The sequence below is a fragment of the Ichthyenterobacterium magnum genome, from assembly GCF_003610635.1.
Classification (GTDB): Bacteria; Bacteroidota; Bacteroidia; order Flavobacteriales; family Flavobacteriaceae; genus Ichthyenterobacterium; species Ichthyenterobacterium magnum.
Genome location: NZ_RAQJ01000005.1, coordinates 1 through 24,407 on the forward strand (window position 1 = coordinate 1; position 24,407 = coordinate 24,407).

Here is a 24,407-nt window from a genome sequence, read left to right on the forward strand (position 1 = left end):
AACAAGTGATTACTGGTTTGTAGTAGAATATAATGAACCTAATACAGGTGATAAAAAAGAATTTAAAGCCCATTTTACCCTGAAAAGATAAATTGATATGAATTTAAAAAAGTATTGTTTAATAGCAATTTTAACATTATTTACACAAATTGGAACTGCCCAAGAAGGCTTACCAATTTATTCAGATTATTTAACAGATAATTATTACTTAATCCATCCATCAATGGCTGGTGTAGCAAATTGTGCAAAAGTAAGATTGACAGCTAGACAACAATGGTTTGGACAAGAAGAAGCTCCAAATCTTCAAACCTTAAGTATTAATGGTCGTATTGGAGATTCTCAATCTGCAGTAGGAGGCATTGTTTATAATGACAAAAATGGATATCATTCACAAACAGGCGCTTATTTAACATATGCACATCATTTAATGTTTTCTCGTAATGAGATTGATTTAAATATGTTATCTTTTGGATTAAGCGCAGGTTTTATTCAATATAAATTAGATGAAACAGAGTTTTTAGCAGATGGATTTGATCCTATTATTGCTGGGGTAGAGCAAAGCGCAACTAATTTCAATGTTGACTTTGGTTTTTCTTACCACTTTATTGATTTCTATGCGCACGCAACAATAAAGAATGTACTTAAAAATGATGGTGTTAACTTTAATGAACAAGGATTAAGTTATAATAACTTAAGAACATATTTACTGTCAGCAGGGCAAACTTTTAATAAGTTTAGAAGTGATTGGAGTTATGAGCCTTCAATAATGTATATGTATAGAGATGCAACTAAAGAATCTTCAATAGATATTAATGCTAAAGTGTATAAAAAAATGGATTTTGGTAAAGTTTGGGGAGGATTATCTTATAGAAGAAGCTTTGATGGTGCAGAATTTTTAGATGGTTCTGGAGTAAGTAGCCAAAAATTACAATACTTTACACCTTTTGTTGGTGTAGATTATAATAGTTTTGTTTTTGCTTATACATATTCATATCAAGCAAATTCAATTGTATTTAATAATGGTGGTTTTCATCAATTAACTCTTGGTTATAACTTTAATTGTAGACGAGAGAAATATGAATGTGATTGTCCTAATGTAAATTAACAAAAAAAGCCTCGATATTTATCGAGGCTTTTTTTATTACTAGTTAAAATATTTACCATTTATATTTTTTCTTCTGTGCTTGAGTTTTGATAGCTTTTATCATAGCACTTTCTAATCCGTTTTCTCCTTTCTTTTGTTGCTTTAAGATATAATCTTTACGCTTTAAATTTAATTGTTGAATTTCTTCTTGAATAGCAACCCGTTCTGCACGTTTTTTTGTTATGTAGCTTTTTATTTCAGCTTTGCTTTTTCCTTTTAAAACTTCAGGTAGATCTGAATCTTTTAAGTCTTCATATTTAAATTCCTTTTCAGCTTCGGCATCAACTAAATCCCAAGTTGAATTTTTATATAAATGAGAGCTCTTACTTACTGTTCTGCTAACAGCATTAGCACTACTATAACCTCGTGCATTTGTGTCTTGTTCAGCTTGTAGTTGCATTTTTTGCGAACCAATAGATCCATAAGCAACATATGTTCTGTTAAGTTTTTTATTTAAGTTTAAAATCTTATCATCATACGGTGAAGCAACATAAGTTGTTGCTTGATTGTGGTTTATTGCCATATAATTACCATGTGCTAAGTCTGCACCTTCTTTCCAATAACTTGAGATGCCTTGATTGTAATCTCCGCAAAAAATAGTATTTACAGTAACGCCATTGTTGTGTGCAAGTTTTGTAGCTGTTTTGTAGTTGACATTACCTTGAGTAAAGGGTTCATTTCCTGCAATAAAAATGAGTTTTAAATCATCTTTATTTGTTCCCCATTTTAATTGATTGAGAGATGTTTTTATAACATGTCCGCAATACTCATTACCACCATTTGTAGTTAATGAAAATAGTTGCTTTGAAATTTCATCTAAATCATCACTAAAAGCTAAGACTTGACGAATGTAACCTTCATCACTATTTAATCGGTCATTACCATACTCATACAAGGCAATCTGCAAATTGGGCTTAGCATCATCACATTTAGCGTAAGATAATTCATTTACAATCTCCCATAGTTGAGCTTTTGCTTGGTCTATTAAACCATCCATACTATTACTGGTATCTAATAAAAGCGCAACTTTAATAAATTGTTTGCTAGCAGTATGTTTTGTGGTTTTAACTAAAGCTAAATCTTTTTCAAGCTTAGCTTTATTGTTTGCATTACAGGACAAAAACCCAATAAAGCATAAACTTAGTGCTGTAGTTTTTAAAAACGTTTTCATATTTTTTACATGTTTTTTTGATTAATACAGTAAACTTATAAGCATCTTTTTTTAATAAAAAGCAGTAATGCGTAACTCATAGTTTTGGATGAGTGAAAAGGCTTAATTAATGAGTGAAGCCATCATTTTGGACTTATAATTAGTGCTTTGTAAAATCTTTAGATTTTAATTAACCAATTAAAGTATGTATGTTTATTCTTTAGAAGTAGATATGAGATTTATAATTAAATATATAATCATTTTTTTTGTAAGCTTGTCGTTTCAGCAAGCCACATCTCAAGCACAAAACAAAAAAGTTGAGAATCTTACTTTTACAATTAGAGGTTTGGTACGAGAAAGCGATACGTATGAACCAATTTCTAAGGTGAATATAGAAGTAAATGGAGGTGCTTACACAATGACAGATGATGATGGCACTTTTAGAATTAAAGCTAAAAAAGGAGACGAACTTATTGTGCGTCATAAAGATTTTGAAACTGTTTATTATACTATAAAAGATGATAATAGGGTTACAATTGAAGTAGAACCAAACATACCTTCATCTAATCAAAGATTATATAAATCAAGATCTGATAGTAAGACCTTTAATTCGTTAGTGGATTCTGCAGCAACGTATTTAAAAAAAGATGCAGAAAAGAGCATTCAGTTTGTTGCAGATGCGTTGCCACTAAGTGGTTCTGTTAAACAAAATGCTGAGGCTTACGAAGTACTAGCAGATGTTTATTTTCAATGGAAACAATATGATTTAGCAGTTACTAATTATAGAATTAGTCTTCAGAATTATGAAACTAATGAAGTTAAATTAAAACTTGCTAAAGCGTACCAAAGTAATAAAAACTACCAGGAAAGTATAGAGACTTATAATGCAATTAAAAAGAAAGATTTATCAAATTATCAACTAACAACATTATATGAAGGTCTTGGTGATACGTATTCAAGTATAAAAGATTTTAAGGCTTCTATTAACTCCTATTTAATGGGATTAGATATTGCGCAAAAGCATTTAATTACACCTAAAATCACAGATTTAAATTCAAAAATTGCTCAAGCCTATAATGCTGCTGGACAAACAACAAAAGCTGAAGGTTTTTTTTCTAATTCTTTGAGTTTAGCAGAACAAGAAAATAAAACACGAGCTGTAAAAGAGAAAGTTACGGTTGCAGAGTTTAATAATTTAAATCAAAACTATGAAGAAGAAATTAAACTTCGTAAAGAGTCGTTAGATGATATAAAAGATATAGAAACAGATTCTGTAATTGATAATGCAAGTGCAATAACACCACAAAAGCAAAACTATAAAATTGGTACAGCGTATTTTTTGCAAAAGGATTTTGATAGTGCGATTCCATATCTTGAAAAAAGTATTGAAGAAGCAGATTTAAAAGAAGATTTAATTGTAAAAAAAGATGCTACACGAAAGCTCTCAGATGTTTATGTAGATGCCGGAGATTATAAAAAAGCTTTATCCACATATAAAGAATATACAGCTACAGTTGATGAGTTATATATTAAAAGAGAACAAGAACTCTCACAGGCTGATCGTTTTAGAAGAAATTTAAACGAAAAACAAAACCGTATTACAAGTTTAGAAAGTGATAGAGAACTTTCTGAAAGTAAGTACCAATTAACTTCTGAGCGTAACAAAAGCCAACAGCTTATTATTTATTCACTTATTGGAGGCGTTATTCTTTTATTGGTAACAGCTTATTTTATGTTTAAATATATTAAGCAGCAAAAATTTGCAAATAATTTATTGGCATTAAAATCTTTGAGAAGCCAAATGAATCCTCATTTTATTTTCAATGCTTTAAATTCTGTAAATAGTTTTATAGCATCAAATGATGAACGAACAGCAAATAAATACTTGTCTGATTTTTCATATTTAATGCGTGCGGTTCTCGAAAATAGCGAAGAGGATTTTATCCCGCTTCAAAAGGAAATAGACTTATTGGAGTTATATACCAAATTAGAGCATTTTCGTTTTAAAGACAAGTTTGAGTATAGCATAGTTGTAGAAGATGCTATTAATGTAAACGAGTTTCAAATTCCGCCTATGCTATTACAGCCTTATATAGAAAATGCGGTCTGGCATGGTTTGCGTTATAAAACAGTAAAAGGGCATTTAAATATTGCTATTGCTCAAAAAAGCAAAACCGAGTTAACCATAACTATTACAGATGATGGTATTGGTCGTAAACGTTCAAAAGCACTTAAGACAGAAAATCAACAGAAGCAAAACTCTAAAGGCATGGGCAATATTAAAAAACGTGTTGCCATTTTAAATGAAATGTATAAGGATAAAGTCGATGTTTTTATTGACGATTTTCATGATGCAGAAGATACAGGAACTAAAGTAGTTGTAACGCTTAAAAAAGATTAAAATGAAACTAAAGTCCATCATCGTTGAAGACGAAGAAACAAGCAGAGCTATTTTAAGAAATTATCTTAAAAAATACTGCCCAAATGTAGACGTATTGGGTGAAGCTTCTAATGTAGAAGAAGCTTTAATTCTTATTAGAAACCATGATTTAGATGTAGTATTTCTAGATGTAGAAATGCCTTATGGTAATGCATTTGATTTGTTAGATAAAGTTGGTGATGTAGATTTCGAAACTATTTTTGTAACAGCTTACAATCATTACGCAATTGAAGCTTTAAATGCACACGCATCATATTATTTAATGAAGCCAATCTCTATAGATGAACTTATAAAAGCTGTAGATTATGTTACCGAAATTAAAACCAAAGAAGATGCGCTTCAAGATCAAGTACTAGTGCCAAAAACAAACTCAGTTAGTGGTAAAATTACAATTCCGCAACAAGACGGTTTTGAGGTTATAAATACATCAGATATATTGTATTGCAAAGCAGACGATAATTATACAGAGATTTATTTAAACACTAATAAAAAGAAACTGGTAAGTAAAACTTTAAAATATTTTGAAGAAGCTTTAAGCAGTAGTAGCTTTGCAAGAGTTCATAAATCTTATTTAGTAAACGTTAATGAAATTACTAAATACATAAAAGGAAAAGGAGGAAGCGTGATGCTAAGTAATGGGAAACAGATTATGGTCTCGGCTTCTAAAAAATCAGATTTATTATCATATTTTAAATAGTAACACATGCCAATTATAAAACCAGTAAACGGAAAATCTCCTCTAATACCAAGTGATTGCTATATCGCAGAAAACGCAACTATAGTTGGAGAAGTAACCATAGGCAAGCAATGTAGTATTTGGTTTAATGCAGTAATTAGAGGCGATGTGCATTTTATTAAAATAGGAGACAAGGTTAATGTGCAAGATGGTGCAGTAATTCATGCTACCTATCAAAAATCTCCAACAACTATTGGTAATAATGTATCAATAGGTCATAACGCGATAGTGCATGGCTGTACAATTAAAGACAATGTGCTTATTGGTATGGGAAGTATTGTAATGGATGATTGTATTATAGAAAGTAATAGTATAATTGCTGCTGGAGCTGTAGTTACTAAAAATACAGTTGTAGAAAGCGGAAGCATATATGCAGGCGTTCCTGCTAAAAAAGTAAAAGATATTAGTGCAGAACTTATTAATGGTGAAATTAAGCGGATTGCAGATAATTATGTAGAATATTCAAGCTGGTTTAAGTAACCTTTTTGTGTTTCTCTTTTCTTTTAACAAGCTTTAGCACTTCTTTATACTTCGTAGCTTTACTCGTTTTACGTTTACTAAAAATTTAAATAGGAAACATTAAAATTATGCTCTAAAATTGCATCTAAAATTGCAACATTACCATTGGTGTAAAATAAATTAGTAGCATCTAGAACTTCAGTATTTAATAAATTGTTTTGTTCTAGAATGTTTTTAGTTTGTTTAGCTACTGCTAATCCAGAATCAATAATCTTTACATGCTTTGGTAACATATCTTTTAACAACGGAATTAAATATGGATAATGTGTACAACCTAAAACAATATGGTCAATATCTGAAGCAATCATTGGCTTAAGATAAACTCCTAAAAGCGTTTTCATTTCTTCAGAATTTGTTTTTCCTGTTTCAATTAACGGCACAATGCCATCTCCAGTTTGTTCAATTACATTTATACCATTGCTAAATAAATCTGTAGTTTTATAGAATAGTTCACTCGATAGCGTGCCTTTAGTTGCCAAAATACCAACAGATTTAGTTTTAGATTGTAGAGAAGCAGGTTTTATTGCGGGCTCAATGCCTATAAAAGGGACATCATACGCTTCTCTAAGTGTTTTTATAGCATTTGTCGTTGCTGTATTACAAGCAACAACTATGAGCTTGCAACCTTTGTTTAAAAGAAGTTCTGTATTTTTTTTACAGAGCTCTAGTATTTGCGCTTTGTCTTTTGGGCCATAAGGTGCATTTTTACTATCTGCTAAATAAATAGTATGCTCGTAAGGTAAAAGTGCTTTTATCTCTTTAAAAATAGATGTGCCTCCAATACCAGAATCAAATATGCCAATAGGTTTTATACTCATATTACAAAAATAAAAAAGCCACTTAGGTAAAGTGGCTTTTTTAATAGTTATTTCGTGTAAATGTTTTTTTAGAATCCTAATTCTTTTTTAACATCTGCTAAAAGGTCTTTCCCGTCTGCTACTAAAACACCACCACCTTGAGTAGAATCTAGTACATATTGAAATCCTTGAGCTTTAGATACTTTATCGATAGCAGCTTTAGCTTTTTCAAAAATTGGCTTTAGTAAATCTGCTTCTTTCTTTTGAAGATCTTGTTGCGCTTGACCTTGGTACTGACGAATACTTTGTTCCATCGTTTGTACTTCTTGACCTCTAGCAGCATTTTCTTCTTCTGTTTTAGTGTCTACTTCTGCTTGGTATTGCTTTACTTTGTTTTGAAGCTCAGTTGCCATAGTCTTAATGTCTGCTTCATAAGTTTTAGTTAGTTTTTCTATCTCCGCTTTAGCAGCTTTCATCTCTGGCATTGCCTCAACTAACTGAGTTGTATTTATATGCGCAATTTTACTTTGTGCTACTGAAAAACTTGTTGCTCCAATAAAAAGTACTGCGGCAAATAAAAGGGTTTTAAACTGTTTCATTTTTAAAAAATTTGTATTACGTGTTATATTAATTGTTTTTAGTTATTATCGTCTGGAACGGAATCATTTTTTTTATTGTTTGCTTCTCGTTCTTCTTTAGCTTTTTTTCTATCTGCTAATATTTTATTTCTTCTATCTTCTAAAGCTTTTTGTCTAGCTTCTCTATCTTTTAATTTTTGTCGTTTCTTATCTTCAGCTATTTGAGCTGGAGTTTTTGTACTACCATCTTCATTTTTAGTACTAGTAACATTTGCTTTTATACTATCTCTAGCAGCTTTTGCTTTAGCTCTCTCATCTAGTATCTTTTGGCGACGTTCTGCTGCTGCATTTTTTAAAGAGTCTCGTCTTGCTTTCTGTTTCTCTATACGTTCTGCAACTGCAGCTTCACGAGCTGCTTTTTTATCATCAGCTATTTTTTGACGTTCTTCTAGTTCTTTGTTTATTACAGGTACAACTTCTTCTTTGTCTGCAGCTTTGCGTTCTGCTTTTGTTTTAGCCTGAGTTCTTTTAGATGCTCTAGTAATACTACGTATAACTAATTCACTAATGTCAAAACGTTCTGCTGAGTAAAGCATAACTACATCTGCAGATTTGTCAAATATAAAATCATATTTTTTATTTCCTGCAATTTCTTGAACTGCTGCAAATATTTGATCTTGTATGGGTTGAATTAATTGTTGCTTTTGAATCATTAAATCACCATTTGGACCAAAACGTTTTTGTTGATAATCTAAAATTTCTGCTTCTTCATAAGAAATATCTTCAAGACGTTCTGCATACAACTCTTTAGTTAATAAAACACTTTCGCTATTTAGTTGTTTTTTCTTTTGATCAATAACGCTTAGTCGTTTCTCAATTTCAGTTTTCCATTTCTGGACTTTACTTTCTAATTGAGAAGAAGCTTGTTGATATTCTGGAACATTTTCTAAAATATACTCAGTATCTATATAACCTATTCTAACACCACGTTGTGCATTAGAAACAAAGCTCATTAGACCTATAATTGTCAATAAAAAAAGAACTTTATTTTTCATCTGTTTGTATTTTATGATTTATTGATATTCTCTATAAAACTTTAAAATGACAGATTTTAATTGCGATTCTATCATTTGTGTTTCTATTTCCCAAATTAACGAAATATATTCTGAAAAATTTTAACACTAAGGCTAAATCGTTATTGTGTTATTAGAAAATATCATGCCAAAGTTAAAATTGTTGTCCAATTATAAAGTGGGTTTCCCATCCATTTTTCATTGTTTGCCCAGGAAGCGCATCGAATCCGTGACCAAAATCAATTCCTAATAAACCAAAAGCTGGCATAAATATTCTAATCCCTAAACCTGCAGAGCGACTTATGTCAAATGGGTTATAGTCTCTAAAATTATCAAATGATGCACCACCTTCTAAAAACCCTAAAGCATAAATTTTTGCTTGAGCACCTAGTGTAATTGGGTAACGTAACTCTAATGAGAATTTGTTGTAAATAGTACCACCATCTTGAGACGATAATGATTGATTTGGATAACCACGTAATTGAATAACTTCTCTACCATCTAGAGAATAGTTTCCTAAACCATCACCACCTATAAAGAAACGCTCGAAAGGAATTATACCTCTATCATTATTATAAGCACCTAAAAATCCAAATTCAACACCAGATTTAATGATTAAGTTTTCTACAATTTTTGTGTACCAATCACCTTTAAATTTTACTTTGTAAAACTCTAACCAATTGTAACGCTCTTGGTCTATTTCTCCAATTCGAGTAAAATCATCTGTATCTCTTGGGTCTAAACTTTCTCTTTCTTCTTTTAACGCTTTGTAATCTACGTTGTTAAATAATGAATATGGGAAAGACATTTTTGCACTAATAGAAAAACTAGATCCGCCAGTTGGATATATTGGGTCTGTGTATGTGTTACTTCGACTTAAACCAACAGTATATGATAAATTGTTTGAGTAGCCATTACCAAATGTAAATAGACCTGTATTATAATTTTTTAAATCATAATGTTGAAAACTTACAGATTGCGATAAAGTAAAATAATCATCCGGTACAGATAAACGTTTTGCTAACCCAACTGAGATTCCAGTAATATTAAAACGTCTGTCTTTGTCTGCATTTCTGCTTACTGGGTCATATAAAAATTGTTTAGTATGTGATAAAGAAGTTGATAATTGTACTGGGCGTTTGCCTCCTAACCAAGGTTCTGAAAATGAAAAACTATATGTTTGAAAAAATCTTGATGCTTGAAGTCTTAATGCAAGTTTTTGACCGTCACCAGAAGGGATTGGCTTATAGGCTTCTTTTTTAAAGATATCTTTAATAGAAAAATTATTAAATGATAAACCTAATGTACCAATAAAACCACCACCGCCATAACCACCTTGTAGTTCTATTTGACTTGCACCACGCTCAACAACAGAGTACTCCATGTCAACAGTACCTTCATTAGGGTTAAAGTTTTTAAAATCTGGTGTAATTTGTTGAGCATCAAAAAAGCCAAGTTGACCAAGCTCTCTAACCGTTCTAATTACATTACTCTTTCTGTATAGTTGACCTGGTTTTGTTCTTAATTCTCTATAGATAACATGGTCATTTGTTTTGTCATTTCCTTTTACAGTAACGTTGTTAAAGTATGCCGGTTTACCTTCAGAAATTCTAATTTCCATGTCAATTACATTACCGTCTGCGCTAACTTCAACAGGATTAATAGTAGAAAACAGATATCCAGTATCTTGGTACATGTTAGTAAGATCTACAGCATCTGGTTTAGAATCGTCAGCAATTCTTTTTCTTAATTCTACACCATTATAAGTAGCGCCTTCTTTGATTCTTAAAACACTATGTAATTGCTGATCTGTATAAACGCTATTACCAACAAAAGTTATTTTACCAAATTTATATTGTTCTCCTTCTTCTAAATTAATATTTAAGGTAATGGTCTTGTCATCTTTTTTAATAATAGTATCAGATATAATTCTAGCATCTCTATAGCCATTCTCTTTATACTTATCTATGATGCTTACTAAATCTTCTTTAAAGTCGTTTCTTATATATTTAGAGCGTTTTAAAATACGAATAGGGTTTTTTTGCTTTGTGTTTTTCATGGCTTTTCTAAGTTTTTTATCTGAAAGCTTTTCGTTGCCATTAAATACTATTTTATCAATTTTTACTTTTTCGCCTTTGTCTATGTAAACTAACATGTTTACTCTACTTTTTTCAATAGAATCATTAGTTACCTCAGAAGTGTTAACTGTTACTTTAGAGTTAAGATAACCTTCTTTTTTATATTTATTTGTAAGGTAGTTTCTTGTTGTTGTAATTAGGTTTTCTGTTACTTTCGCTCCTTTGTCTAGCTTATTTTCTTTGATTAAAATTTCTTTTTTAGATTTTTTTATACCCTCAATAGTAACGTTGTTTAATTCAGGAAGATCAATTAAATTAATTTCTAAGAAAGCTTTACCATCTTCGGCTTTAGTTAAGTATATGTCAATACTGCTAAATAAATTTGAGTTCCATAGCTTTTTTATGGCATTACTAACTTTTTCACCAGGTATTACAACAGTTTGTCCTTTCTTTAAACCAGAATATGTTATAACGGTTTGTGAACTAAATGAAGTGTTGCCTGTTACTGTGATATCCTCAATAACGTAAGATTTCCCATTATTAAATTTTGTTTCTTGAGCAATTAAGATGTTAGAAAAAATAAAAATTAATGCAAAAAGTAGGGAGTTAATGTATGTTTTCAAAAGTATGTTGTTAGCTAAGTTGTTCACTTGTTTTTCCAAATCGTCGTTCTCTATTTTGATAAGCTATCAAAGCTTTATATAAGTCCTGTTTTTTAAAATCAGGCCATAAAATATCTGTAAAATATAATTCGGCATAAGCAATTTGCCATAAAAGAAAATTACTTATACGTTTTTCACCACTAGTTCTTATTAATAAATCAACATCTGGTAAATTTCGCGTGTAAAGATGCTTATTTATAATTGATTCGTCAATGTTTTCTACAGAAATTATATTATTTTTAACTTTATTAGTTAATTCTTTTATAACGTTAACTATTTCTTCCCTAGAACCATAGCTTAGAGCAAGAGTTAGCGTCATATGTGTGTTGTTTTTTGTTTTATCTATAACCTCAAGTAGCTCTACTTGTGCTTTTTTTGGTAGGTCATTAAGATTGCCAATAGCATTTAGCTTTATATTGTTGTCTTGAAGTGTTTTAATTTCTTTTTTTAGGGACTTTACTAAAAGTTTCATTAACGTTTGAACTTCTAATTTAGGTCTATTCCAGTTTTCTGTAGAAAACGCATAAAGTGTTAAGTGTTTTATGCCAATTTCTGCACAAGCCTCAACAGTGTCTCTAACAGATTTAGTTCCGTTTTCATGACCAATTGCTCTGAGCATTCCTTTTTGTTTTGCCCAACGACCATTACCATCCATTATAATTGCTAAATGAACTGGTAATCTGTCTTTTTGTATTTGGTCTTTTATATTCATTTTAAAAATTACAATAACATGGCTTTTTACCAAATGTATAGGTTAATGTAAAGCCAGAAAACACATACCAATCATTACTATTGGTGTTACCAAAGCTTAAAGATTCTCTAAACTCAGCATCTGGAACACTGCCATCAATCTCATCTGAAAATGTATAGCGAGCACCAATTTCTGCTCCTAAAATAATATGGTTAGTAATTGTGGTTTTAAAGCCTAATACCATTGGAATGCCAAATGCCCAACTGTTAGTGTCTTCTGAAGTATATCTACCTGTTGAACTAAAGAAATAATTATCATGTTTAGCTGCAGTAATGCCAGTATATAAATAAGGTGTTGACTTATTGCCATTGCCGTGTAAGTTAAAATCGAAGAATGTAAATTCCATTCCAGCAGATATTTCTAGTAAACTAGTATCGAAACTATAACCTCTTTCTACTCGTCTTGGATCATCTGATTTACTATCTTTTCCTTCTAAATCGGCATATATTATAGAGACTCTCCAAGAATGTCTTGGACTTCTATTCCATTTTAAAATTAGACCTAAAGCAGGACTGTTAGGCGAAATGTAATTTGTGGCACCTACATCACCAATAAAATTGCTTCCACCAGCAAAACCACCAATTTCATAGATTTGAGATTGAGCAGTTTGTGATAAAACCATACTAAATAAAAATAAGATTAAATACCTCATAAATTTTTAAAAGTTTGCAAATATAATAAATATGATTTGCCTATTATAATTTGAGGCAAATTGTATTACAGATAAACAGTATTTATAGGGTTTTATTGTCTAATTGCGTCTGTCTTCGCCCCAAAGCATTTTTTTACGGAGCGTGTCGATAAAACTTTCGTGAGTTAATTCAATCATTTTTATATTAAAATCTGCTTTTTTAATTGTTACAATGGTTGAGTTGTGCAAAGTGGCAATTCTTGAATCTAAGGAAATTAAATAGTGCTCTTCACGACCATCAATTTTTAGACGGATTTCTGTATCATCTGGTATAACAAAAGGTCTTGCATTAAGATTATGAGGAGCAATAGGCGTAATAACAAAATTGTTGGCATCTGGAGTAATAACTGGGCCACCACAACTTAAAGAGTATCCTGTAGATCCTGTTGGAGTAGAAATAATTAAGCCATCTGCCCAATATGAAGTAAGGTATTCGTTATTTAAATGTGTTTCAACCGTAATCATTGAGGTTGTATTCTTTCTGCTTACTGCAATTTCGTTAAGTGCAAAATTAGTTTCTAATAGGTCTTCATTTTCAGGCTGAGTTTCTACACATAAAAGTGTCCGTTCAGTAGTTTTGTAGTCGCCATTTAAAATATCATCTATAGCGGCTTCAATTTGATTATTCTGTATAGTTGCTAAAAACCCTAAGCGTCCTGTATTAATTCCTACTATTGGTATTGATAAATCTCTAACATGTGTTATTGCTCTTAAAATGGTTCCGTCGCCACCGATGCTAATTAATAAATCGTAGGTATTATCTAAAGTTTTAAATGTTTTAAATGGTGTGTTAGTTATAGAAATACTTGATTTGTTTTTAACCATATTGAAAAAATCATTTTCAATGTAAACACTAACATTTTTAGATGCTAAAAAGTTAAGAAGAGTATCAATGCTCGATTGTGTATTGTTGTGGTAATATTGTCCGTAGATAGCTATTTTCATGTTACATATTAAGGTATTTTCTTAAATACTCAGAGCGATCTTTAAGGTTTTCAATGTAAGTATCTTCTTCATGTCCAGAAACAATATTATAGCTATAACGTCTAAAAGTTTGTATGACATCATTTAAACCAGTGTTGCCAATTTTTAGTGTTATTTGTACCACATCACTTTCAATTTTTGAAATAAAAGCACCTAAAAATTTAGCGTCGTTAGATTCTACAATCTGACTTATCTCACTAAATGAATAATCTTGTAATCCTTTTTCAACAATTAAAATACCACCAGGTTCTGAGAAAAATGGTGTTTGATTAAATAAACCAATAATATCATTAAGCTCATAATAGCCTAAATATGTATTCTTACTACTTAAAACAGGCATTATATTGGTTGAGTTTTGAGCAAAAGCTTCTAAGACATCCAACCAATTTGTGTTGGATCTAACAAAAAAATCTTCAATAGCATAATTGCATTCAGCTATAGAAATATTATTATCAAAACAATGTGCATCAGTTTCTGATACACAACCTAAATACATACCATCTTTTTTGATAGGAATATGAGAATAAGTCAATTCATTAAAAAGTAATTTTAACTCACTTATTTTATCGTCAATTGTAAGTGGTTTTATATCGTTTATTATAAAATGTTGTAATGGCATAATACTTCTATATCTCTTGCAAATTAATTAAAAATAACTACAAAATGCATCTTCTACTTTGTATTTTTGTACTTTAAAAAATGCTATATGTCTAAGTTAAGTGTAAATATCAATAAGATTGCAACGTTAAGAAATTCTAGAGGAGGCAATGTTCCAAATTTAATTCAATTTGCAAGAGATATTCAAAATTTTGGTGCTCAAGGTGTAACGATTCATCCAAGACCAGACGAGAGACATATTCGCTATCAAGATGTTTACGATTTAAAACCTGTTGTGCATACCGAGTATAATATAGAAGGTAATCCAATACAACAATTTATAGATATGGTTTTAGAAGTAAAACCTACGCAAGTAACTTTGGTGCCAGATGCAGAAGACGCTATAACAAGCAATGCAGGTTGGGATACTATAAAACATAAGGATTATTTGATTGATGTTATTAAAGCTTTTAAACAAAACGGAATTAGAACCTCAATATTTGTAGATCCAGAGGTTAAGCAAATTGAAGGAGCGAAAGCTACCGGAACTGATCGTATTGAACTATATACAGAAGCTTTTGCGCATCAATATGGCTTGGGAAATAAAGACGCTATAGTACCTTATACAAAATGTGCGGAATTAGCCAATGAACTTGAACTAGGAATTAATGCAGGACACGATTTGTCTTTAGAAAACATTAAGTTTTTTAAAGACCATATTCCAGGATTATTGGAGGTTTCAATAGGTCACGCTTTAATTTCTGAAAGTTTATACTTAGGTATCGAAAATGTAATTCAAATGTATCTTCATAAATTAAAATAATGCATTTACATTCAAATATATTTGGAGAAGGTCAGGCTTTTGTAATTCTTCATGGGTTTTTAGGCATGAGTGATAATTGGAAAACACTTGGTAAAAAGTTTAGCGAACAAAACCTAGAAGTGCATTTAATAGATCAGCGTAATCATGGGCGTAGTTTTCATGACCAAACCTTTAACTATGAGGTTTTAGTAGAGGATTTAAAAACGTATTGTAATGAGCATAGTTTAAAAGACATCATTCTTCTTGGACATTCTATGGGAGGAAAAACTGCAATGTTGTTTGCTACAGAATATCCAGAATTAGTTTCAAAATTAATTGTCGCAGATATTTCTCCACGATTTTATCCAATACATCATGATGCTATATTAGAAGGCTTAAGCGCATTAGATTTTAATGTATTAAAAAGTAGAGGAGAAGCAGACAAAGTGTTGTCAAATTATGTTTCTGAAGTTGGGACACGTATGTTTTTACTTAAAAATTTATATTGGATAGAGAAAGGGCAATTAGCATTACGTATTAATCTAGATGTGCTAAAAGATAATGTTGCAGAAGTTGGTGAAGCCTTGCCAATACATGCAAAATTTAACAAGCCAACATTGTTTTTAAGAGGTGATAAGTCTGAGTATATTGCAGTAAGTGACGAAATACTTATAAACCGTCATTTTGCAAACTCAAGCATTAAAACTATCAGTAATGCAGGCCATTGGTTGCATGCAGAAAACCCTGCTGATTTTTTCAATGAAGTTTTACATTTCATTACAGAATAGTATCTTTAGATATAAATTTTATTATTATGAAGCTAATAATTAGACTTTTATTAAATGCAGTTGCGGTTGTTGTTCTCTCTAAATTGTTAGATGGTATTTATGTAGACAGCTATACCACTGCAATAATAGTAGCTGTTGTATTATCTATATTAAATCTTTTAGTAAAACCAGTTTTAGTAATTTTAACACTACCAATTACTATTGTAACGCTAGGTTTATTTATGCTAGTTATAAATGCTCTTATTGTTTTATTAGCCGATAAACTAATTGATGGATTTTCTGTAAGCAGTATATGGATGGCAATGCTGTTTAGTATATTATTATGTGTACTCCAATCCATATTATATTCAGTTTTAAAAGCAGATAAGAAATAGACTAATATTCACCAATTTAAAACCTTGTTGGGTTGCAAAAAAAGTTGTATTTTTGCAGCCCAATTTTTATCGGTTCGTTTTATTTTTAATAGCGGTCAGATAGAATTCGTTAAATAGCCTTTTAGTTTAAAGGGAAATTATAGGAAACTCATTTCATAGTATAGAATAATGAATATTACAAGAGAAAACATTGATGCATTAAATGCAGTTGTAAAAGTAGATATCGCTAAAGAAGATTATAGCGATAAAGTAGAGCAAATATTAACAGATTACCGTAAATCTGCAAATATTCCAGGTTTTAGAAAAGGTCATGTACCAATGTCTATGGTGAAGAAGCAATACGGAAAAGCCGTATTGGTAGATGAGGTTAATAAACTTTTGCAAGAAGCGTTAAACAAATATTTAACCGAAGAAAAGCTAGATGTTTTAGGTAATCCATTACCAAAACCACAAGATGATTTAGATTGGGATGCCGATGCGTTTTCATTTGAGTTCGAATTAGGATTAGCTCCTGAGTTTGAAGTAAACTTAAAAAGCAAAAAAGCAATCACACAATATAATATTGTTGCAGATGATAAAATGCTAGACAATCAAGTAGAGCATATCAGAAAACAATATGGTAAAATTGTTTCTGAAACTGTAGTAGCAAAAGATTCAGAAATTACTGGTGTTTTTGAAAATGCAGAAAAAGAGATTAACAATTCAACGATGATTACGCTAGATAAGTTTAAAGGTAAAACTACCCAGAAACAATTTATTGGTGCTAAAGTTGGAGACGTTGTAACTTTAAAAACTAAAAAATTATTTAACGATGATCATGATTTAATGACCTTTTTAAAAGTGTCTCATGATGATGCTCATGGATTAGATATAGAAGTTAATTTTACAATAAACGAAATTAACTCAAGAGAATTAGCAGACTTAGATCAAGAATTATTCGATAAGTTATTCGGAAAAGGAACTGTAACTTCTGTTACTGAGCTTAAAGAAAAAATTAAAGAAGATTCAGAAAAACAATTTGCACAACAAGGTGATCAAAAGTTATTAAATGATGTAACTGAGAGTTTGGTTGAAAACACAAAATTCGACTTACCAGCTTCATTTTTACAAAAATGGATGCAAACAGCAGGCGAAGAAGTTATTGATGCAGATCAAGCTAAAGAAGAATATGAAAAGTCTGAAAAAAGTATGCGTTACCAATTAATTGAAGGTAAATTAATTGAAAAACATGGTCTTCAAGTATCGTTTGACGATTTAAAAGCTCATGCTAGAGAAATGATAAAAGTACAAATGGCGCAGTTTGGTCAAATGAATTCTTCAGATGAAGAATTAGATGGCATTGCCTCAAGAATTTTATCGAATAAAGACGAAGTAAAACGTTTGTCTGAGCAGTTAATGAGTCAAAAATTATTAGACTTGTATAAAAAAGAAGCAAACTTGAAAGTAAAAGAGATTACTTACGACGATTTTGTTAAAGAGTTTTACAGTTAATACCAGTTGCTATTTAGCTTTGCTGTAAAGGAAAATGATGATTTTTATTTTATATGAAATATAAAAATAAAGCATAGCCTTAGTTACGGTTTCTTTTTCTATTGAAATAGAAAGTGAAAAGTGCGTTTTATTACTGTAAGCTTAAAGAGCAACTGGTATCGTCATTACATAATAAATTAGTATATTTAGAGCGTAAAACTGTACAGTTTTACGCTTTTTATTTAATATTAAATCATTCAAAAAAATATATGGATTACGGAAAAGAATTTGAAAAATTTGCAATAAAAGACCAAGGGATAAGCAGTACATATTATAATAAAATAATGAGTAGTATGTATCCACAAAGTTTAACGCCAAACATTATTGAAGAGCGTCAAATGAATATTGCAATTTTTGATGTGTTTTCTAGATTAATGATGGATCGTATCATTTTTATGGGAACAGCAATTAATGATCAAGTTGCAAATATTATTCAAGCACAATTATTGTTTTTAGAAAGTACAGATGCATCAAAAGATATTCAAATATATATCAATTCGCCAGGAGGAAGTGTTTATGCTGGATTGGGTATTTATGATACAATGCAATTTATTAAACCAGATGTAGCAACAATTTGTACAGGAATGGCGGCTTCAATGGGAGCAGTTTTATTGTGCGCTGGAGCAAAAGGAAAACGTAGCGGATTAACACATTCTCGTGTCATGATTCACCAACCTTTAGGAGGTGCCCAAGGCCAAGCTAGTGATATTGAAATTACTGCTAGAGAGATTTTAACATTAAAAGAAGAACTTTATAAAATAATTAGTAAACATTCAGGGCAATCATACGACAAAGTTTATGAAGATAGTGATCGTGATTACTGGATGAAAGCAGATAAAGCGCTTGAGTATGGTATGATTGATGAAGTACTAGCTCGTAACTAGAAAAATAAAAAAGTAGTGATTTAAGTTAAAAGGGATATACCAAGAGTTTTCCTATAAACTTATCGCTTTTAACTTTTCACTTTTAACTAAAGAGAATGGCAAAGGAAGAATTAGAATGTTCGTTTTGTGGTAGAAAAAAACCAGAAACCAATTTGTTAATTGCAGGTTTAGATGCACATATTTGTGATCGCTGCATTGAGCAAGCACATGGTATTGTTATTGAGGAATCTAAACAAAGTGGAAACACTGAGTTGTCTTCAGAACTAATGCTAAGAAAACCACTGCAAATAAAAACGTTTTTAGACGAATATATAATTGGTCAAGAATATACCAAAAAAGTGATGTCTGTTGCTGTATATAATCATTACAAACGTTTATTGCAGCCACCAACAGATGATGATATTGAAATACAAAAGAGTAACATCATAATGGTTGGGCAAACAGGAACAGGTAAAACCTTAATGGCAAAAACGGTTGCAAAAATGTTAAATGTTCCTTTAGCTATTGTAGATGCAACAGTATTAACTGAGGCTGGATATGTTGGAGAAGATGTAGAAAGTATACTAACACGTTTATTACAAGCTGCAGATTATAATTTAGAAAAGGCAGAAAAGGGTATCGTTTTTATTGATGAGATAGATAAAATTGCGCGTAAGAGTGACAATCCATCAATAACGCGTGATGTGTCTGGTGAAGGCGTACAACAAGCATTATTAAAGTTATTAGAAGGAACTGTTGTTAATGTGCCGCCAAAAGGTGGTCGTAAGCATCCAGACCAAAAGTTTATAGAAGTAAATACCGAGCATATTTTATTTATTGCTGGTGGTGCATTTGATGGTATAGAGCGCGTTATTTCAAAACGATTAAATATGCAAGCGGTTGGTTATAGTGCTTCAAAAATAGATGAGGCAGTAGATAACGATAATATCTTACAATACATTATTCCAAAAGATTTAAAAGATTTTGGTTTAATACCAGAAATTATAGGAAGACTTCCTGTATTAACGCATATGGATCCGTTAGATGCAAATACATTAAGAGCTATTTTAACTGAGCCTAAAAATGCAATTATTAAACAATACAAGAAGTTATTCTTAATGGATGAAATAGAATTCACTATTACCGAAGGTGCTTTAGATTTTATTGTTAAAAAGGCTATTGAGTATAAATTAGGCGCAAGAGGTTTACGTTCACTTTGCGAAGAGATTCTAACAGACGCCATGTTTGAGATGCCTAGTGCAGATGAAAAGAAACTTAATGTTACTAAATCATATGCAGAAACTAAGCTTACAAAAACAACACTTAAAAAGCTTAAGGCTGTGTCTTAGACTTAAAATATAATTTGCTAATAGAAAAAATAAAACCACTCTTTTTGAGTGGTTTTTATTTATTCGGATTTAAATTAATATTGCAAAACAATTTTGTAAACTAATATTGTATGCTGTTATCTTTAAAATTTTAATAACTCCAAAGACATTATTTTATTGGGATTACTTCTGTAAATATAGTAGCATTTATGTAAGAATAAAACGACTAAACTTAGTTTTGGACGAACACTCGTAAATACTCGTTATGTGGTAGTTTTACAATGTAGTTCATCGATATTATAAAAAACAGACATTATTTTTTAGTAATTACTGAGCTAGTTTCAGACAATTTATGAATCTCTTTATATGTTTTTTGTTCATGTTGATTTGCAGAAAATACAAATTCAGAATTTTCAAAACCACTTTTTAGTATTTTTAACGAGTAATTTTCAAAAGCTTTTATTTTAAAGTTATAATATGCATCAATTCCTGTGGTTTGTCGTTCTATCTCATTACCTTCTTCATCAAGCAATAATATTGTAGCGTTAGATATTGGCTGGTCTACATCATTTACAATAATACCTTCTATATTTTGATAAATGGTATTAGCTTTAAATCGGTACAAATCAAAACTACCTTGTGCATTATTTTTATTAGATGAGAAAAAACCTTTGTCTTCATTTATAAAAAGAAAAGCAACTTCATCATCACTAGAGTTTACTCCGGTTCCTAAATTTCGAGGTGATTTATAAGTGTTAAATACAATATTGCTAACAAAAACATCAAAGCCTCCAATAGTATTATGCCCTTTAGATGAGAAAAATAATTTTTTTCCATCTTTAGAAAGATGTGGAAATTTATCATCTAAACTCGTATTTATCATCTCTCCTAAATTTTTTGGCTCACCTAATAAACCATCTTCATTTATATCTGAAACATAAAGATCGTAACCTCCATAAGAACCTGGCATATTAGAAGAAAAATAGAGTTGCTTTCCATCTGCTGTAATATGGGGGTTTTCTATTGAGTAATTAGCACTACTTATATAAAGTTCTTGCTCGTTAATCCATTTTCCGTTAGAATCTTTTTCTAAAACAGTTTTATATAATTGATAATTTTTTGAGTTGTCTCTTGAGCTTCTTGTAAAATACATAGTTCGTTCATCTGGAGAAAAAGCAATTTGACCTTCGTTTCCTTTTGTATTTATAATTCTAGAAAATAGTAGAGGATTTGATACAGTACCATAACTGTTTAGGTCTAGGCAAAACAATTCGGTAAACGGTTCATTTGTGTTTTTGTCAATGCCGCTACCAAGACCACCTATTTTTTTTGAAGACACTAAAATGAGTTTGTTTCTAAAAACAGTTGATGCTAATTCGGTATATTTTGTGTTTACATCTGAGTTGTGAACATAAAATTTTAGACCACTTTCATTTAGCTGATCGGTATTTGTAGAAGAGTTGTTTGTCGAATTGGTTTTGTTATTAGATACAGATAATACAACAAATAAAAGTAGAGTTGTAAACATACTGAGGGCTGCAGTTTTCATATTTGAGGGATTTAGGATTAAAGATTTTTAAATTTAGAACCTAAATGTTTAGATGAAGAATTTTAGTGTTTTTTTTAGATAAAAGTTTACTAATACTCGGCAAAAGATTGAAAAGGATAAAAAATCAGTTAAAAATCATGAATTTAGATGTAATAGTTCATCAATATATTCGCGGTTATTAGACAAACGAGGTATTTTATGTTGGCCACCAAGTTTGTTATGATGCTTTAACCAATCGTAAAATAAACGCTCTCTAGCAATATGTACTTTAGGCATATTTAACGTGATATTATTAAAGCGTTTAGCTTCGTAATCTGAGTTTAATGATTTTAATGCAGTGTCTAATAATTGATTAAAATGATTAATGTCTTGCGGTGGCTTTTTAAACTCAATTAACCACTCATGAGCGCCTTTTTCTTTTCCACTCATAAAAATTGGTGCAGCAGTATAGTCTACAATTTCAGACTGGGTTTTTTGACATACATTTTTTAATGCATTTTCGGCATTTTCAATAATAAGCTCTTCCCCAAAAGCATTAATGTGATGTTTTGTTCTTCCAGATACTTTTATACGATATGGTTTTATTGATGTAAAACGAATAGTGTCTCCAATTTTATAACGCCATAGACCAGCATTGGTCGTAATAATAACAGCGTAGTTTTTGTTGATTTTTACTTCGCTTAAAGGAATTACTTTTTCAGACTCACTTCCGTATGTATTCATAGGAATAAACTCATAAAAAATGCCGTAGTCTAACATCAATAATAATTCACTCGAACTATTTTGATCTTGTATTGCAAAGAATCCTTCAGAAGCATTGTAGATTTCGTAGTATCTAAAATCAGGTTTAGGTAAAATGGCTTTGTATTGATCTACATAAGGCACAAAACTTACACCGCCATGAAAATACACTTCAAGATTAGGCCAAATGTCAAATACACTGTTTTTACCTGTAGTTTCTAAAACATTATTAAGTAATACGAGCATCCAAGACGGAACACCAGCAAGACTAGTAACGTTTTCATTTATGGTTTCGTTAACAATAGCTTGCATTTTATGCTCCCAATCACTCATTAGAGATACTTTACTACTAGGCGTACTACTAAATTCTGCCCAAAATGGCATGTTGTCTATAAGTATAGCTGAGAGGTCGCCAAATACAGTTCCGTTTTCTTCATATAACTCCTTGCTTCCACCAAGGCGCAAACTTTTGCCAGTAAAAAGTTGAGAATCTTCATTATTGTTTAGGTACATGCAAAGCAAATCTTTACTTGCTGCGTAATGACAATCTTCTAAAGACTCACTGCTTACAGGGATAAATTTACTTTTAGCATTTGTGGTTCCGCTAGATTTTGCAAACCATTTTATAGGTTGCGGCCAAAAAATATTATGCTCACCTCTTCGAGAACGTTCTATAACATCTTGATAGTCTTCATAAGAAGAAACAGGAACACGCTCGGCAAAGGTTTTATAATCTTTTATAGAACTAAACTCATATTGTTTACCAATCTCAGTATCCTTAGCTGTAGAGATTAGATCTAAAAGTAATTCGTTTTGCACTTCATTAGGATACTTTAAAAACAATTCTATTTGATGAAATCGCTTTTTTAAGAACCATGAAGCAATAGAATTTACTAAGGGAATCGGCATATTTATAGTATCTTTAAAAACTAAAAATAACACTTTTTTTTATGACCTACCAAGGCGTTTTAACAAAAATGGAAACTGAGTTTGCAGAACCAATTCAATACTACTTAGTGTTTGAAAATGATTTTTTAAATATAAATCAGCTTATTGGTAAAACTATAGGTATTCAATTTGTTAAGTATCAATGTTTAAACTGTGGTTTAGATAAACCAATTTATAGACAAGGTTTTGATAAACAATGTTTTTATGATATACCTCAAGCAGCAGATTGGATTATGCGACCAGAATTAAGCACAGCGCATTTAGATAAAGAGGATAGAGATTTAGCCTATGAGAAGAAAGTGCAACTGCAACCTCATATCGTTTACCTTGCAAATTCTAGTAATGTAAAAGTTGGTGTTACTAGAAAAAGCCAAGTGCCAACGCGTTGGATTGATCAAGGTGCTCATGAAGCTATTGAAATTGTTGAAGTGCCAAACAGATATCTTGCTGGTATTACAGAAGTGGCTCTTAAAAATTATGTAGCAGATAAAACCAATTGGCGAAAAATGCTTAAAAATGATATTGAAGATGAGAATTTAATAGCATGGAGAGAGCGACTAAAATCTTATATACCAGAAGAAGCTAAAGACTATTTTATAGAAACTAATACAGAAACGCATATAGAGTTTCCTGTAAATCAATATCCAGAAAAGCCTAAAAGTTTAAATTTAAAAAAGACACCTAGCTATACCGGAAAACTTGTTGGCATAAAAGGGCAGTATTTAATTTTTGAAGACCAAACAGTGTTTAATATTAGAGCTAATGAAGGTTTGGTGGTTGATATTACTATCTCATAATGTTAGCATAAACCTTTTGTAGTAATAAGTGAAAAAGCTTACAACGAATTATATAAAAACAAAAAGTCATATCTAAAAATTAGATATGACTTTAATATACGGTTGAGAAAAAGCTACTAGATATTCTCTTGGTCTCTTAACCCTTGAATATAATTTGCTTTTTGAATCTCACGTCTTCTTTTTACAGAAGGTTTTGTGAAAAACTGATTTTCTCTAAGGTTTTGCATTACTTTAATGTTACGGTGTTTTCTCTTGTAACGTTTTAAAGCACGTTCTATATTTTCGCCTTCTTTAATGATAATTTTAAGCATATATATGTTTTAAATAATGTTCTGTTTGATAAAGGTTTCCCTTAATGCATTTAAAAAATGTGGCACAAAGGTAATATAACTATTTGAGATAGCACTACTAAACCTTAAAAATTAATTGCTTAATCGGTAAATAGTATAAATATTTTAGTTTTAATGAAGCCACTTTTTATTTCGCT

General features: G+C 30.7%; 23 protein-coding genes. 11 read left to right on the forward strand and 12 right to left on the reverse strand.

The window, feature by feature from the left end; all coding sequences use genetic code 11:
• The first annotated feature begins 97 nt into the window (after positions 1 to 97).
• A complete protein-coding gene (locus tag BXY80_RS11365; RefSeq protein ID WP_120202041.1) occupies positions 98 to 1,105 on the forward strand; it encodes a PorP/SprF family type IX secretion system membrane protein in 1,008 nt (335 codons plus the stop codon).
• Positions 1,106 to 1,157: 52 nt separating this feature from the next.
• Here the strand turns inward: BXY80_RS11365 and BXY80_RS11370 are convergent, their stop codons facing one another.
• Entirely contained in the window at positions 1,158 to 2,315 is a 1,158-nt protein-coding gene (locus tag BXY80_RS11370; protein ID WP_120202043.1) for a vWA domain-containing protein, read from the reverse strand.
• Positions 2,316 to 2,499: 184 nt separating this feature from the next.
• On the opposite strand from BXY80_RS11370, the gene BXY80_RS11375 reads away from it, so the two are divergent.
• The 3 genes from BXY80_RS11375 to BXY80_RS11385 are packed head-to-tail and all read left to right on the forward strand — an operon-like array spanning position 2,500 to position 5,950.
• On the forward strand, positions 2,500 to 4,695 hold the full coding sequence (locus tag BXY80_RS11375) for a histidine kinase (RefSeq protein ID WP_245977283.1): 2,196 nt from the start codon (positions 2,500 to 2,502) through the stop codon (positions 4,693 to 4,695).
• Between the two features lies 1 nt (position 4,696).
• Positions 4,697 to 5,431: a LytR/AlgR family response regulator transcription factor gene (locus tag BXY80_RS11380; RefSeq protein WP_120202045.1), complete on the forward strand. Its 735-nt coding sequence runs from the start codon at positions 4,697 to 4,699 to the stop codon at positions 5,429 to 5,431.
• A 6-nt stretch (positions 5,432 to 5,437) separates the two neighbouring features.
• Entirely contained in the window at positions 5,438 to 5,950 is a 513-nt protein-coding gene (locus BXY80_RS11385) for a gamma carbonic anhydrase family protein (protein ID WP_120202047.1), read from the forward strand.
• Positions 5,951 to 6,027: 77 nt separating this feature from the next.
• On the opposite strand, the gene murI is transcribed toward BXY80_RS11385, so the two are convergent.
• From murI to BXY80_RS11425, 8 genes are all read right to left on the reverse strand, one after another.
• Positions 6,028 to 6,807, reverse strand: a complete 780-nt coding sequence (murI, locus tag BXY80_RS11390) for a glutamate racemase (RefSeq protein WP_120202048.1) — start codon at positions 6,805 to 6,807, stop codon at positions 6,028 to 6,030.
• A gap of 68 nt (positions 6,808 to 6,875) precedes the next feature.
• Complete coding sequence (locus BXY80_RS11395; protein ID WP_120202050.1) at positions 6,876 to 7,385, reverse strand: OmpH family outer membrane protein; 510 nt, start codon at positions 7,383 to 7,385, stop codon at positions 6,876 to 6,878.
• Positions 7,386 to 7,423: 38 nt separating this feature from the next.
• On the reverse strand, positions 7,424 to 8,419 hold the full coding sequence (locus BXY80_RS11400; protein WP_120202052.1) for an OmpH family outer membrane protein: 996 nt from the start codon (positions 8,417 to 8,419) through the stop codon (positions 7,424 to 7,426).
• A gap of 172 nt (positions 8,420 to 8,591) precedes the next feature.
• Positions 8,592 to 11,144, reverse strand: coding sequence for an outer membrane protein assembly factor BamA (gene bamA, locus BXY80_RS11405; RefSeq protein ID WP_394340463.1), 2,553 nt, complete (start codon positions 11,142 to 11,144; stop codon positions 8,592 to 8,594).
• 4 nt (positions 11,145 to 11,148) lie between these two features.
• Positions 11,149 to 11,889 (reverse strand): isoprenyl transferase, encoded by a 741-nt coding sequence (locus tag BXY80_RS11410; RefSeq protein ID WP_120202311.1) that lies wholly within the window; start codon positions 11,887 to 11,889, stop codon positions 11,149 to 11,151.
• Between the two features lies 1 nt (position 11,890).
• Positions 11,891 to 12,580: a type IX secretion system protein PorG gene (porG, locus tag BXY80_RS11415; protein ID WP_120202055.1), complete on the reverse strand. Its 690-nt coding sequence runs from the start codon at positions 12,578 to 12,580 to the stop codon at positions 11,891 to 11,893.
• A gap of 99 nt (positions 12,581 to 12,679) precedes the next feature.
• The gene (locus BXY80_RS11420) at positions 12,680 to 13,564 is read right to left on the reverse strand and encodes an NAD kinase (protein WP_120202057.1); all 885 of its coding nucleotides are present in this window, start codon (positions 13,562 to 13,564) and stop codon (positions 12,680 to 12,682) included.
• Position 13,565: 1 nt separating this feature from the next.
• Positions 13,566 to 14,222, reverse strand: a complete 657-nt coding sequence (locus tag BXY80_RS11425) for a CBS domain-containing protein (protein WP_120202059.1) — start codon at positions 14,220 to 14,222, stop codon at positions 13,566 to 13,568.
• Positions 14,223 to 14,309: 87 nt separating this feature from the next.
• Between BXY80_RS11425 and BXY80_RS11430 the strand changes: the two genes are divergently transcribed.
• The 6 genes from BXY80_RS11430 to clpX all read left to right on the forward strand — a co-directional run bounded on the left by BXY80_RS11430 (position 14,310) and on the right by clpX (position 19,906).
• Positions 14,310 to 15,023, forward strand: coding sequence for a pyridoxine 5'-phosphate synthase (locus tag BXY80_RS11430; protein ID WP_120202061.1), 714 nt, complete (start codon positions 14,310 to 14,312; stop codon positions 15,021 to 15,023).
• Positions 15,023 to 15,790 carry an alpha/beta fold hydrolase gene (locus BXY80_RS11435; RefSeq protein WP_120202063.1) on the forward strand — a complete coding sequence of 256 codons (768 nt, stop codon included), beginning with the start codon at positions 15,023 to 15,025 and terminating at the stop codon, positions 15,788 to 15,790. The genes BXY80_RS11430 and BXY80_RS11435 overlap by 1 nt, the downstream gene beginning before the upstream one ends.
• A gap of 26 nt (positions 15,791 to 15,816) precedes the next feature.
• Positions 15,817 to 16,164, forward strand: coding sequence for a phage holin family protein (locus BXY80_RS11440; protein ID WP_120202065.1), 348 nt, complete (start codon positions 15,817 to 15,819; stop codon positions 16,162 to 16,164).
• A gap of 168 nt (positions 16,165 to 16,332) precedes the next feature.
• Positions 16,333 to 17,655 (forward strand): trigger factor, encoded by a 1,323-nt coding sequence (tig, locus tag BXY80_RS11445; RefSeq protein ID WP_120202067.1) that lies wholly within the window; start codon positions 16,333 to 16,335, stop codon positions 17,653 to 17,655.
• A 248-nt stretch (positions 17,656 to 17,903) separates the two neighbouring features.
• Positions 17,904 to 18,578, forward strand: a complete 675-nt coding sequence (gene clpP, locus BXY80_RS11450) for an ATP-dependent Clp endopeptidase proteolytic subunit ClpP (protein WP_120202069.1) — start codon at positions 17,904 to 17,906, stop codon at positions 18,576 to 18,578.
• Positions 18,579 to 18,673: 95 nt separating this feature from the next.
• On the forward strand, positions 18,674 to 19,906 hold the full coding sequence (gene clpX / locus BXY80_RS11455; RefSeq protein ID WP_120202071.1) for an ATP-dependent Clp protease ATP-binding subunit ClpX: 1,233 nt from the start codon (positions 18,674 to 18,676) through the stop codon (positions 19,904 to 19,906).
• Between the two features lie 292 nt (positions 19,907 to 20,198).
• Here the strand turns inward: clpX and BXY80_RS11460 are convergent, their stop codons facing one another.
• Entirely contained in the window at positions 20,199 to 21,434 is a 1,236-nt protein-coding gene (locus BXY80_RS11460; RefSeq protein ID WP_120202073.1) for a PD40 domain-containing protein, read from the reverse strand.
• A 135-nt stretch (positions 21,435 to 21,569) separates the two neighbouring features.
• The gene (locus BXY80_RS11465) at positions 21,570 to 23,084 is read right to left on the reverse strand and encodes a GH3 auxin-responsive promoter family protein (protein WP_120202313.1); all 1,515 of its coding nucleotides are present in this window, start codon (positions 23,082 to 23,084) and stop codon (positions 21,570 to 21,572) included.
• A gap of 41 nt (positions 23,085 to 23,125) precedes the next feature.
• On the opposite strand from BXY80_RS11465, the gene BXY80_RS11470 reads away from it, so the two are divergent.
• Positions 23,126 to 23,920, forward strand: a complete 795-nt coding sequence (locus BXY80_RS11470) for a DUF2797 domain-containing protein (protein ID WP_120202075.1) — start codon at positions 23,126 to 23,128, stop codon at positions 23,918 to 23,920.
• A 116-nt stretch (positions 23,921 to 24,036) separates the two neighbouring features.
• Here BXY80_RS11470 and rpsU read toward each other — a convergent pair whose 3' ends face one another.
• Positions 24,037 to 24,231, reverse strand: a complete 195-nt coding sequence (rpsU, locus tag BXY80_RS11475) for a 30S ribosomal protein S21 (protein WP_120202076.1) — start codon at positions 24,229 to 24,231, stop codon at positions 24,037 to 24,039.
• Between the last annotated feature and the right edge of the window lie 176 nt (positions 24,232 to 24,407).

Excerpts from the sequence above, each read along its gene's own strand:
- BXY80_RS11365 (WP_120202041.1), top strand. The coding sequence starts at position 98 with ATGAATTTAAAAAAGTATTGTTTAATAGCAATTTTAACATTATTTACA.
- BXY80_RS11370 (WP_120202043.1), bottom strand. The coding sequence starts at position 2,315 with ATGAAAACGTTTTTAAAAACTACAGCACTAAGTTTATGCTTTATTGGG.
- BXY80_RS11375 (WP_245977283.1), top strand. The coding sequence starts at position 2,500 with ATGTATGTTTATTCTTTAGAAGTAGATATGAGATTTATAATTAAATAT.
- BXY80_RS11380 (WP_120202045.1), top strand. The coding sequence starts at position 4,697 with ATGAAACTAAAGTCCATCATCGTTGAAGACGAAGAAACAAGCAGAGCT.
- BXY80_RS11385 (WP_120202047.1), top strand. The coding sequence starts at position 5,438 with ATGCCAATTATAAAACCAGTAAACGGAAAATCTCCTCTAATACCAAGT.
- murI (WP_120202048.1), bottom strand. The coding sequence starts at position 6,807 with ATGAGTATAAAACCTATTGGCATATTTGATTCTGGTATTGGAGGCACA.
- BXY80_RS11395 (WP_120202050.1), bottom strand. The coding sequence starts at position 7,385 with ATGAAACAGTTTAAAACCCTTTTATTTGCCGCAGTACTTTTTATTGGA.
- BXY80_RS11400 (WP_120202052.1), bottom strand. The coding sequence starts at position 8,419 with ATGAAAAATAAAGTTCTTTTTTTATTGACAATTATAGGTCTAATGAGC.
- BXY80_RS11410 (WP_120202311.1), bottom strand. The coding sequence starts at position 11,889 with ATGAATATAAAAGACCAAATACAAAAAGACAGATTACCAGTTCATTTA.
- porG (WP_120202055.1), bottom strand. The coding sequence starts at position 12,580 with ATGAGGTATTTAATCTTATTTTTATTTAGTATGGTTTTATCACAAACT.
- BXY80_RS11420 (WP_120202057.1), bottom strand. The coding sequence starts at position 13,564 with ATGAAAATAGCTATCTACGGACAATATTACCACAACAATACACAATCG.
- BXY80_RS11425 (WP_120202059.1), bottom strand. The coding sequence starts at position 14,222 with ATGCCATTACAACATTTTATAATAAACGATATAAAACCACTTACAATT.
- BXY80_RS11430 (WP_120202061.1), top strand. The coding sequence starts at position 14,310 with ATGTCTAAGTTAAGTGTAAATATCAATAAGATTGCAACGTTAAGAAAT.
- BXY80_RS11435 (WP_120202063.1), top strand. The coding sequence starts at position 15,023 with ATGCATTTACATTCAAATATATTTGGAGAAGGTCAGGCTTTTGTAATT.
- BXY80_RS11440 (WP_120202065.1), top strand. The coding sequence starts at position 15,817 with ATGAAGCTAATAATTAGACTTTTATTAAATGCAGTTGCGGTTGTTGTT.
- tig (WP_120202067.1), top strand. The coding sequence starts at position 16,333 with ATGAATATTACAAGAGAAAACATTGATGCATTAAATGCAGTTGTAAAA.
- clpP (WP_120202069.1), top strand. The coding sequence starts at position 17,904 with ATGGATTACGGAAAAGAATTTGAAAAATTTGCAATAAAAGACCAAGGG.
- clpX (WP_120202071.1), top strand. The coding sequence starts at position 18,674 with ATGGCAAAGGAAGAATTAGAATGTTCGTTTTGTGGTAGAAAAAAACCA.
- BXY80_RS11460 (WP_120202073.1), bottom strand. The coding sequence starts at position 21,434 with ATGAAAACTGCAGCCCTCAGTATGTTTACAACTCTACTTTTATTTGTT.
- BXY80_RS11465 (WP_120202313.1), bottom strand. The coding sequence starts at position 23,084 with ATGCCGATTCCCTTAGTAAATTCTATTGCTTCATGGTTCTTAAAAAAG.
- BXY80_RS11470 (WP_120202075.1), top strand. The coding sequence starts at position 23,126 with ATGACCTACCAAGGCGTTTTAACAAAAATGGAAACTGAGTTTGCAGAA.
- rpsU (WP_120202076.1), bottom strand. The coding sequence starts at position 24,231 with ATGCTTAAAATTATCATTAAAGAAGGCGAAAATATAGAACGTGCTTTA.